This window comes from Arthrobacter sp. CAN_A214, assembly GCF_015751955.1.
Lineage (GTDB): Bacteria > Actinomycetota > Actinomycetes > Actinomycetales > Micrococcaceae > Arthrobacter_D.
On sequence record NZ_JADOUU010000043.1, the window covers coordinates 1 to 11508 of the forward strand.

General features: G+C 58.6%; 8 protein-coding genes and 1 pseudogene. 5 read left to right on the top strand and 4 right to left on the bottom strand.

All coding sequences use genetic code 11. The features are described from left to right. Window positions 1-279: 279 nt before the first annotated feature. Together IWX65_RS16385 and IWX65_RS16390 are read left to right on the top strand one after the other, a co-directional pair. Window positions 280-837, top strand: a complete 558-nt coding sequence (locus IWX65_RS16385; protein ID WP_196884563.1) for a dihydrofolate reductase family protein — start codon at window positions 280-282, stop codon at window positions 835-837. A gap of 504 nt (window positions 838-1341) precedes the next feature. Continuing rightward, window positions 1342-1727: pseudogene (locus IWX65_RS16390) on the top strand (IS30 family transposase); the annotation flags it as partial. Window positions 1728-3068: 1341 nt separating this feature from the next. Here IWX65_RS16390 and IWX65_RS16395 read toward each other — a convergent pair. After that, on the bottom strand, window positions 3069-4430 hold the full coding sequence (locus IWX65_RS16395; protein WP_334683951.1) for a serine/threonine-protein kinase: 1362 nt from the start codon (window positions 4428-4430) through the stop codon (window positions 3069-3071). Window positions 4431-6251: 1821 nt separating this feature from the next. Between IWX65_RS16395 and IWX65_RS16400 the strand changes: the two genes are divergently transcribed. The 3 genes from IWX65_RS16400 to IWX65_RS16410 all read left to right on the top strand — a co-directional run bounded on the left by IWX65_RS16400 (window position 6252) and on the right by IWX65_RS16410 (window position 9786). After that, window positions 6252-7304: a hypothetical protein gene (locus tag IWX65_RS16400; RefSeq protein ID WP_196884569.1), complete on the top strand. Its 1053-nt coding sequence runs from the start codon at window positions 6252-6254 to the stop codon at window positions 7302-7304. 472 nt (window positions 7305-7776) lie between these two features. Continuing rightward, window positions 7777-7968: a helix-turn-helix domain-containing protein gene (locus tag IWX65_RS16405; RefSeq protein WP_196884579.1), complete on the top strand. Its 192-nt coding sequence runs from the start codon at window positions 7777-7779 to the stop codon at window positions 7966-7968. Between the two features lie 516 nt (window positions 7969-8484). After that, window positions 8485-9786, top strand: a complete 1302-nt coding sequence (locus IWX65_RS16410) for an ISL3 family transposase (RefSeq protein ID WP_196884571.1) — start codon at window positions 8485-8487, stop codon at window positions 9784-9786. On the opposite strand, the gene IWX65_RS16415 is transcribed toward IWX65_RS16410, so the two are convergent. The 3 genes from IWX65_RS16415 to IWX65_RS16425 all read right to left on the bottom strand — a co-directional run. After that, the gene (locus IWX65_RS16415; protein ID WP_196884573.1) at window positions 9787-10113 is read right to left on the bottom strand and encodes a hypothetical protein; all 327 of its coding nucleotides are present in this window, start codon (window positions 10111-10113) and stop codon (window positions 9787-9789) included. Between the two features lie 51 nt (window positions 10114-10164). Next, a complete protein-coding gene (locus IWX65_RS16420) occupies window positions 10165-10842 on the bottom strand; it encodes a class F sortase (protein WP_196884575.1) in 678 nt (225 codons plus the stop codon). Window positions 10843-11139: 297 nt separating this feature from the next. Beyond that, a partial coding sequence (locus IWX65_RS16425; RefSeq protein WP_196884577.1) for a hypothetical protein occupies window positions 11140-11508 on the bottom strand: 369 nt, incomplete at its 5' end.

The window sequence follows — 11508 nt, forward strand, 5'->3', positions numbered from 1 at the left end:
TGATCGGTACTCACTGACCATCGCACGATGGCTCACTACGTCGCCTACGCAACGCTCAACAGCGGAGAACTACACCACTCCACGGGACGTAACCAGGGCGAACGTGAAACACAGGGCATCGGACTGGTTCTGACCCAGTTTTCTCGGCGGCCCTCGCGAGCTGTTTTGACTCGTCAATGATCATTGCTTCGACGTCGTTCGAACAGCCAGAGGTTCACGGTCTCACAACGAATGACAGCCAAGTTGAGGAGAAGTACCGGCTAATAAGGAGTGGTGGCAATGGTGAAGCTGATTAGCTCGGGGGCTGTATCCCTCGACGGTTATGTCGCGGATCTGGAAGGGAACTACGACTGGAGCATCCCCAGTGATGACGTCTTTGCGTTCATCTCCTGGCGTGCACGCCTGGTCGGTACGTACCTCTATGGCAGGTGCATGTATGAGGAGATGGTGGAGTGGGACACAGCCGATCAAAGGCCCGGCCAGGACTCGCTTATCAATAACTTTGCGAAAATCTGGCAGGCAACCGACAAGATCGTCTACTCAACCACCCTCGGCGCCGTGTCAACGACTCGGACCCAGCTCAAGCGAAGATTCGACCTGCAAGAAGTCGAACAGATGAAAGCAACCTTGGAACAGGACATTGAGATTGCTGGGCCATGCTTGGCTGGGAATGCTATCCGGGCGGGGCTCGTGGATGAATTCCAGCTCTACCTCCACCCGGTGGTGGTTGGTGGTGGCCGCCGGTTTTTCCCCACCGATATGCGTCTTCCACTTGACCTCGTTGAACAGCACCGCTTCGACGACGGGGTCATGTTCCTGCGGTACACCACCCACTAAACACTCTCAGTCGGAACCATCCGGTCAGCGGGCACCACAGCTTTCATCCGACCTGCGCGATGCGCCGCGACTGGTCAGCCAGTGCCTTCCGCAGTTTTGTTCCGGGCCTGCTGCTGATGCTGCCTCAGCTTTTCCTCGGTATCCCTACGACGCTTCGCCACCATGCGCAGCTGATCGGTGGATAACGCTCCCGAATCGTGCCGGTGCGTCCCTGCATGACGATCACGACCAGTTACCGGAGCTGACGGGCGTTCTCTTCTTGCGCTCATCCTCACATGATCCCACCAGGCTCAGGCCAGGAAAAGAGCACGCAGAACCCCACCACCGCTCATCCGCACGTCCGGTGCCAGCAGGGGCTACGTCCATCCTCCGCACCACTCCTGATGCTAGTTCTGCCCTGTCAGGCAGGGCGGCTCACCCACAGGTGGACGGCTTTGAGCTCATCCTCCGGGCTCCACCCGCCCGCAGATGGATGACCCGAAAAACGCTGAGCACGACACAGGGCTAGCGCGACTACCTGGCGTCCGCGACTCGCTCACGGTGATCGACGTCCTCCAGCACCAGATCATGCGCCTTCCCGAGCAACTCCGGCAAACACTCGCCCGGGATCAAGGACAGGAGATGTCCCGACACAAAGACTTCACGATCGCGACGGGATGCCCCGTGTTCTTCTGCGACCCGCACTCGCCCTGGCAACGAGGTTCGAACGAGAACCTGAACGGCCTCGTGCGCGATCACTACCCGAAGGGCGCCGATTTCAACAACGTCTCCGACGCGGCCATTGAGGCCATGGCCGCGCAACTAACGACCATCCGAGGAAAACCCTCGGCTTCCACTCCCCTCGTGAGAAACTCAACGAACTCATCAGCAGTGTTGCGCTGGCTCCTTGAAACCGCCCCTTTTGGGTGGAGGAATTCCGCAGGTATTGCCCAAGCTAAGGCGCCGGGAAGACGGATTCACTGGAAAAACCAGCAGATGCTTGCCGCATCCCACGATGCCCATCCGCAGCGGTCCCGCTTCTACATGGTAATGACTCTCGCCTAGCACCGCACCATCCGGACTTCGGTGGTGGGGGTCCAAGGTAAGGGTTTCAATCTGAAAGGTTCGAGTGCTTTGGGTGTCGGTGGTGCAGGTTCGGGTGGTGATGGGGTAACCAAGGGCGCCGTTTCCGGCTCCTGTCGCCCGGTAGGTGGTGCGGATAGATCCGGTAATGGTAGGGCAAGCAGTGGTTGTGGCGGACCAGAGGACCTCGCCTCCCTAGAAGGACTGGTAGCAGTCATCGTCGCGCAGCCTACGGATCTGGGAGCCTACGGCATGAACGATGTCGCAGAGCCGCTCAGAGATTGCCGCTCAGAGATTACGATGGGGTGCCCTGATCCGAGAATTGCTTTCCTGCATTAGTTAAAGATCGGTGGGTAGAGGCACAGGGAGTGACGAACCGCTCGGCGCCGGCATCGATGGCAATACAGACGGCGGGACGGGCGGGTCACTTGGTAGGGGTGCCGGCGTGGTCGGAACAGGGGCCGGGCCACCCGATGGAGGCACCGGTGTGGGCTCGGGTTCGGGTGTGGGCTCGGCGGGGACAGGGCTACTGGGCACTGGTACAGGCGCCGGTTCGAGTGGCATCTGGGGCGCTGTCGGAACGTCCGGCGCCTGGCTCGGCGGGTTAGGCACCACGGGAACCGGCTGTTGTGGAGGGACAGGAAGTACAGGCGCCGGGGCAGGGGCGCTAGGAGGCAGTACAGGCGCCGGGGCAGGGGCGACAGGTGGCAGCACGGGCGCCGGAATCGGGTCAGCTGGAGGCAGTACTGGCACCGGACGTGGTGCTGGTGCCCGCGGAGCGGTGGGGGGTTGTGGTGGCTTTGATGTGAGTGCCGGGGCTGGTGTTGGTTGTTCTAGGGCAGCGATTCTGGTTTCCAGACCTGCCCGCAGGGCTCCGATAGCGATTTGGATGCGTTCCCGCCGCTCGGCGGGAACTGACCCGTTGTCGGCCAGAAAGTCGAGCCGGAGAACGAGACCGTCCAGAGTTCTTAGTGATGCACTGTAGTCCTCATTGATGGTTTGCCGGGTTACTGTCAGAACGTCCGCCTGGAGTTGTTCCGCGGCGCGAACATTGTAGCCCTGCGCCCCGCTGCATCCGCTAAGCACCACAATCACCAACAACGCCGCCGTCACCGCCGCGGTTTTGTGGGTCCGGGTGAAGCGGCGCAGCTTGTCACGGCGGGCGGTCATCAGGGGTCCACGCTTTCCTGCAGGTCAATGAGTAGTTCGCCCAATTCCCCGGACGCTGGAGGGTAATCCACGGGAACGGTTTGAGCCTGTCCATCAAAGACCAGCATCAGCACCACGACGGTAAAAAGGACTCCGATTAGTACTGCAAGAACAATCAGCACCCACCGCAGAACAGGTTTTCGATGATGTTCCGACACCAAGGGATGTGGTTGCGTCGCAGTATCAGTGGCGGTGTTGATGTCGAGCGATTCCGTGATGGGAGAGGACGATAAGGCGTCGTTCCGCAGTGACCCGGTGGGTTCAAGACCAATCGGTATGCCTTGATCCTGGGCACCCACAGGTACGTGAACGACTTTTACGGGCTGCGTGGAGTTGTCATTGTCTGGTTCCACCGTTGCGTCGGGAAGGATATACGCTGCCGATTCAGGAACGATATGCGATCCGGCGTGGAAGTCCTCTTCGGTTCCGAAAAGGGCATCGTTTTGAAGGGTCGCCGAAACATCGGCAGCTGTCGGACGGGCGGCCGCGTCCCGGGCAGTCATGCGGGTGAGCAGCCCTACCCAGGTTTCACCGAGTGTTTCCGGGATCTCAGGGTCCCGGTGGAGACGCGCCACAGCTGACGCGGCGGCCGGACCAGGAAAAGCTGTGACTCCTGTCAGGATTTCCAGCAGAACCAGCCCGAGGGAGTAAACATCGCTAGCTAAAGTGACAGGACCGCCCCGGGCCTGTTCAGGGCTGAAGTAAGCGGCCGTTCCGATGGACTGTCCGGTAGCGGTGAGACGGGATCCATCAAGGATGCGGGCGATACCGAAATCGGTGAGCTTGTATCGGGTCCTCCCAGGAAGACTCTCATCGTTCGAGATGAGGATGTTCGCCGGTTTCACGTCCCGGTGAATGATCCCGCGCCCGTGAATATCGGCCAGGGCCTCGGCGATCCCGGCACCCAAGCTCGCCGCCGTGGCCGAGGCAAGCGGTCCCTGGTGCTTGGCGCGCTGCAGATCCGTTCCCCGGATCAGTTCCATCACCAGGTACGTTTGCGGATGCAAGGTGCTGGTATCTGTGCCGATATCAAAGACAGTCACGAGGTTAGGGTGGTTTAGCCCAGCCAGGACCCTCGCTTCACCATGCTGGCGCTGGGCATCGTCTTCCGTCGTTGAACCTGTCCGGAAGATTTTGACTGCCACTTCCCTGCCAAGCAGTTCATCCGTGGCCTGATAGACAGAGGCCATACCGCCTTGGCCGATAAGAACACCCAAGGCATACCGGCCCCCCAGGACTATGGCTCCTTGCGACCCAGGATCGCCCACCGGATAGGCAGTATCGAACCCAAGGTCCTTCAGCTCATCCCTGGCACCACTCATTTTGCGACTCTATCCACTATCCCGACGAGACGTTGACCTGTTCCCGGCGCTTTCGGTCGGATGATGAAAATTCTACTTCCTTGACGGCGCCCGGATTCCTTCGTCAGCCGTGAGAGCTACTGCACTGTATTTCGGGGATCGGGGATTTCGGGCTTCTGGAAGTTCTTTGTGACGTCTAAAAGCCCCAGTGAGGGTCGGTCCCGTCACACATCGCGACCGGCCCTCACTGGAAGAGATGGGGTAGCTACTTCCGCGGTCCTGGAGCATTGGATGGCCCAGAATGGTGCAGCGACACCGGCGGAAATGGCCACCGCGTTGTTGACGGGAATGCTCGGTGTCAGCATCGACGCACACTACTGTCACGCCGACCAAACGAAGAAATGGTGGCTGCCGTTCTTCCCGCAGTGCACTGATGGCTACTATGACCGTTTGTTGGGGCGGGTCGGTGACCATCAGTGTCCGGGGTTCAGCAGGATCGTCGCTGCTGCGAAAACCGCTGCGAAGGTGTTTCCTACTCGGAGGCTGCCGGGGGAAGAAGGCGGTTAGCGGGGGGAAGTGCGACCGGTTAGCGGGGGGAAGTGCGACCGCTTAGTGAGGTGTTTAGATACACCTCCTGTTTGGGTGACCCCCCTTTTCCACGTTTCAAGCTCCGACATACGTCGGTACAACGTTGCCTAGGACATGCCAAGCTCGCGGGTGATGTGGGTTGCTGATTCGTTGGCATACGTTGTAGAAAGTGGAACTCCTGCGAGGGATTTATCCCGCTCATTTCGGTAGCTATCTTCTCCGGTGGAGCGACTACATTCCGGATTGAAGTGTTGGTTTTCCTAGCTGGAGTGTTCTGCAAGGTTCATCCAGCGGCGGTTGCTGAAGATTGCTGCTGTGGCGATGACTAGCGCTCCGGCGAGGGCCGGTGATTCCGATCGTGGTTCGTTGGCGTTGTTTGGTGCTGGGTGTCCTAACGACTTCGGTGTCGGCTCCACCGCAGGGCATGTGCCCATGTGTGAGGAGCTGAAACCCCGGGCGTGCAGCCAGGTTGAAAATCCGGTGTAGATACTGGTCACGATTGTAGCGAAGGGTCAGGGCCTGATCGGTCGCCGGGATGTTGACGGCTGTGACGTCGCTGCTGCCGGGCAGTAGGCTGGCCTGCGGCCCCTCAGCGGCCGAAGTAGACTCCGGATTTGAATAGTGTCATCGTCGCAGACCGTTGCAGCAAGCATCACTCGCGTTCCGTTTCTCGCCGCTGAGGGTAAGCGCAAGGCATAACTTGAGCGCCCTATCTTCTCGAAGGTGGGGTGCTTGTTGCTGTCTCAGGTCGTGGTAATTGCCTCCGGGTAGGCTAAATCCATGACTAGTGCGACCGCAGAGGGGATCAGCAACGGCGGGCGCCCTCCTGGCGTAACTTACCGTAGTGCTTTGCATGCCGCGGCGTTGCTCGGCTTCGTACAGTTCATGGTGACACTGGCGTGGATTGGAAGGCCATCGTATTGGGGCGACGAAGCGGCGACTATCACGGCAACCGCCCGACCAGTCCAAGATCTGCTCCGACTCGCAGCAGACGTCGATGCCGTGCACTCCGTCTACTACTTGTTGCAGGGTTCGTTTATGTCGGCCGTCGGAACATCACCGTCCTTGGCCCGCCTTACCTCAGCCGCAGCGCTGGCGCTGACCGTTGCTGGCATTGTAATCCTAGGAACCCGCCTTACCGGTCGAAAGTCCGGACTATACGCTGGGATTATCGCAATTCTATTACCAGGGCTCGCGTGGACTGGTATGGAAATTCGGTCATACTCACTAACAGCGCTCCTGGCCGTAGGAACCGTGCTGGCCGCTGAAGCAGCCTCCAAAACAACTGGCTGGCGGCTGTGGGCCACCTATTCAGTTCTGCTCACGCTCTCCACCTGGACGTTCGTTTTCGGTGCCATGGTTGCACTTCCATGCGCCGTTCTCGCACTTCACCGCGGATGTGTCCGCGCATACGCTGTAGCGACCGCCGTCGCCACTCTTGGCTCAGCCCCAATCGTAATCATCACCCAAGCCCAAACAGGACAAGTGAGCTGGATCGACACCAACGCCCTAAAAATGACTTATGACATCATCGTGAGCCAGTTCTTTTTCGGCCAGCACCCCTACGGTGCAGAGACCAGTACTTTGGCCCTCTTCGCGTGGGCATTGTCAGCTGTGGCTTGGGGTTTGGTCGCTGCTTACATAATCCGGTGTCGCAAGTCAAAAACTTTCCGCGAAGGTGCCGTCCTCGGGATTTGGATAGTAACTCCTGCCCTGAACCTTGCCGGCCTGACGCTCCTCGGTATGCCCTTGTACGTCGAGCGGTATCTGACCTTCACCGCACCAGCTCTCTGCCTCTGGCTAGGAATGTCCATCGCAACCATGACACCGAAAGCGGGTGCAGCGGCATTGTGCACGTTTGCGGTCTTGGCCTTGCCAATCCTGGTCCACCAAAAAACTGAGGGCGCAAAACCCGACAACTACGCGGCCCTCGCAGACTGGGTTGATGAGCGAAAAGAATCGGGCTCCGCCGCCATTTTCTCAAACATCAGGTCCCGAGGTTTGAGTGTGTCCTACCCAGAACAATTTGCGGGCATCGAAGACACAGCGATGTCCGTTGAGCCTGTCAACATGGGAAATTTTTGGGGGCGAAATTTTGCGCCGGAGGAGTTGCCCCTTAAACAACTGAAGGGACAGTCAGTATTTGTCTTCAATCTCACTGAGTACCCGGAAGGATCCACCAATCCGGTAGACCCAATGAAGGGTGCGGCCAAGGATCCATACGTGACAGAACTAACCAGCAGCGGATGCCAAGTAGACGATGCAACATCGCTCACAACGTTCACGGCTTACCTTTTGCGTTGTTAACGGGAATGACGGTCCATTTCACTAGCCCCAGTATTCATAGGAATAGTTGGACGGACGGCGTGTGTTTGAATTTGCGAGGTGCACTCAACGTGGGAAAATGCTGTTATCAACTGCCGCCCTCACCGGGCTTGGCTCCCTCCCCTCGAACGGGAGAGCAACTCCCCCGACCTAAGTGATGGACGTGGAACCATCACCGACAACCGCCACCGGCCACGGGCCACGGGCCACGGGCCACGGGCCACGGGCCACGGGCCACAATGTCATACCCACATGCCAACATTGGCCCCATCAGGCAACCAGTAAGCCCCGATCCCACCGGAAATTTTGCCTTATAAAAACAAGGGTTAGGGGAATGATTGATACCCGCCTGTCGTTGAACACTATGGTGAATACAAATGTATGCACCATAGTTGGTGAAACTTACCTGATGGGTGAGCCTCCTGGGAGTGGGTATGCAGTGGCTGAAAACGAGATGGTGGTAGAGCCTTTTTATACTGTCTCGGAGGTAGCCCTGATGATGCGGGTGTCGAGAATGACGGTGTACCGGCTGGTGCAGTCAGGGGCACTTGACAGCATCCGTTTCGGCCGATCTTACCGGGTGCCGAAAACTGCCATTGAGCAGTACCTTTATTCGGTCAACCCGGAGCGTCAATCTACGGCTTGATCGTCTTGGAATAACGGCTTTTCTTTGGCTGTCTTCGTTAACGCCGTCCTCGTCACGGTTATACGTGGATTTTGTCTCTACTTTCTTATGGCTAATCTCGTCGCCCTGAATTGTCGGCCTATCGCTTCCCCTGAACTGCGGTGGGTTCGCGTATGAAGTCGTTTCGTGGCTGAAAGTAGTTCGACCCGGGCTTGAAGCGACTCGGTCGCGTGCACGAACGGAGGGTGGTGTTGGACTAGGGGGAGGTGCGAACGATGAAAATGGATGTAGAGCATCACTTTGGCGCCTTGCCTGCTGCTCGCGTTAGCCGTCATCTAGTTACTCTTTTGAAAGCCAGGTGATACTCAGTGAAAACGCTGCTAGGGAAAAGAGCGCTTTTAAGGGTTAGGCATTATGGGGCTCTTCGTAATTGACGGTGTAGTCGGGGTGACTGGGGTCGGCGCGTCGAAGGCGGGATAGAGGTCGAGGCCTTCCGATGATGGAAGTTCCTACACTGCCCATTCGAAAGACCTCGACGTGCTCAACGCTACCTTCGTCCGTCCTGACCTCACCACGTCCTGCCGGCTTGACGAGCTCGGCCTCGAAGCTGTCGGACAACACCTCGGCCCTGATCGGGCGGTGCTCGAATGCCGTGTTCTTCAGGCTGATCCGTGGTGCCGGACCTGCGGGGCTGAGGGCGTGCCGCGGGACACGATCACCCGCCAATTGGCGCTTGAGCCACTTGGGCACCGGCCCACGACGCTGCTCGTGCGGGTGCGCCGCTACCGGTGCGCCGAGTGCGGGCGCACCTGGCGGCAGGACACATCGAAGGCGGCTGAGCGGAGGGCGAAGATCTCCCGCCGGGGGCTCCGATGGGCACTTGAAGGAATCGTCATCGATCACCTCACGGTGTCCCGGGTCGCAGCAGGTCTCGGGGTGTCCTGGCATGCCGCGAACACCGCGATCATGACCGAAGGGAAACGCCGACTGATCGATGACCCGGGCAGGTTCGACGGGGTCACCGCGATCGGGGTCGATGAGCATGTCTGGCGTCATACCCGGCGCAGCGACAGGTACGTGACGGTCATCATTGATCTCACCCCGATCCGCAAGAAGACAGGCCCGGCGCGGCTGTTGGACATGGTTGAAGGACGCTCCAAGCAGGTGTTCAAGGACTGGCTCGCCGACCGCCCGCAGGCATGGCGGGACGGCATCGAGGTGGTCGCCATGGACGGCTTCACCGGCTTCAAAACCGCGACCTCTGAGGAGCTCCCGGACGCGGTGCCGGTCATGGACCCGTTCCATGTCGTTCGGCTCGCCGGTGACGGGCTCGATCAGTGCCGGCAGCGCGTTCAGCAGGCCACAACAGGGCACCGTGGTCGCTCCGGGGACCCGCTCTACCGGGCCCGACGGACCCTGCATAGCGGCGCGGATCTCCTCACCGAGAAACAACAGACCCGACTCGACGCGGTGTTCGCGACCGAGGAGCACGTCGAAGTCGAAGCGACCTGGGCCATTTACCAGCGGATCGTCGCTGCCTATCGAGAATCCGATAAGAAGAAGGGCAAGCAGATGATGCAGGCCCTCATCAGCTCGATCACCAGCGGTGTTCCGGCTGCACTCGTTGAGGTCGGGCGGATCGGTCGGACCCTGAAGCAGCGTGCCGCTGACATCCTCGCGTTCTTCGACCGCCCCGGCACATCAAACGGACCCACCGAAGCCATCAACGGACGGCTCGAGCACCTCCGCTGCTCAGCCCTCGGATTCCGGAACCTCGCCAACTACATTGCCCGCAGCCTGCTCGAATCGGGCGGCTCCAGACCTCGACTACACCCTTGATTACGATGAGCCCATTATGGCTTTAGTCGAGGCTTTGTGCTCCAACGTATTGATCATAATACCTGACGAAGTCGCGATGACGTCTTCCAAGGTTTGCTGTATCCATTCCTCCGCTGACTGGTTGATATGCCGCACATTTTCGTCGGGATCTTCATCGGCACAATCTCGCACAAGCCGAGATACCTTGTTGGATATTTGACCTACTAGCTGTTTGATGTCATCAAGCAGTCCGAGGACGTCAGTATCAGGTTTTTCCTCCATAATCGCCCTTGGCTGGGGATAGCTACGTCCACAACCAGTTTCATCTCTATCCGTTAAAATTCCCATTGCGTTCCTTCACATCAGGATAATCGGTCATGACATGGCAAGAGAGCGTCGTTATCCTATAGGCGAAGCAGTGACTATGACGTTCTTCCCCCAGGGGTCTTGGGTATAGCAGCTAATGATGACCACCCGGTTCGGAACGACGTTCCAAATTTCGCTGGTTTTCAGGGATTCCTTGTCGTGGGTGGTCACGGCATCGATGACGTAGTTCATCGTTCCCGCGGCAGTGGTGAGGGTAAGGGCATCTCCCACGGAGGCATGGGTGCTGAACCGGTCAAAAGGCGCTTCCCTGTCCTCCCAGCTATGGCCGGTGATGTAAGTGGTGTCGGTGGAGCCTACCCCTGGAGCGCCATAAGAACTGATCCAGTAACCATTGTCTGTATAGGGTGGAACAATTGATTGGCTTGCAAGATCGTCGGCTGTAGGACTCAGCGGCAACACCGGAACGTCTATGCCAGCAGCGGCAACGGTGATCCTGGTCGGGGTCGCAACGACCGGCCTCGAGAATGTTTCGACACTCAATCCATCCGATGTCGGGGCAGGAGCCGATTCGATCGGGGCTGTATCAGAATTTAGCTGCACTGCCGGAGGTTCGGGAGGAGCCGCGAGGATTTCTTCTTGGTCACTCCCAGATAGTTCGGCAGGTGATGACGCTTCGGGCGACGCTACGGTATCTTGTACAAGGCTTTGTGAGGTGTCGGTTCCTCCTGTAGATGTCGGTGTGGTCAGCACAGGTGCCTGAACCTGTGGTGGAGCGGAAATTGCAGTGGTTGGCGGCACAAAGGAGAACAGCTGTTGAATTAGAATCAGACACAGCAGCATAAGTCCTGAAACCCCCAGAACTAGGGCGACGGTCCAGCGAATCGCTTTCCCAGGCTTGCCAAGGGGAACTATTGGCTGTGACGACTGCGGGATTCGTATCATAATCTGAGGCCTTCCAGAATCATGAGGGCGCCGGCCTAGTGATAGGTCCGGCGCCCCCAATGAATATGTTGCATTCCCGCTCTCGCTGCGAGAGCGGGATTTTGATTAGCTGTTGTGGCGTGTACCGCGACGGATACCGAACGTGGCTGCCGTCAGGGCGAGACCACCGGCCACAAGCCCTACGAGGCTGAGATCCTGGCCGGATGAAATGACTGGCTCAGGTTGCGCAGCGGATTGAATATTCAAACCCCGGTTAGTCGAAACCCCTGCCTCGACTCGAGTTACATCACCTTTAATGACACCGGCACCGGCGTTCCCACCGACAACATCGACCCCGTTGTTTCCGTTGTTCCCGTTGTTCCCGTTGTTCCCGTTGTTTCCGTTGTTTCCGTTGTTTCCGTTGTTTCCGTTGTTTCCGTTGTTTCCGTTGTTTCCGTTGTTTCCGTTGTTTCCGTTGTTTCCGTTGTTTCCGTT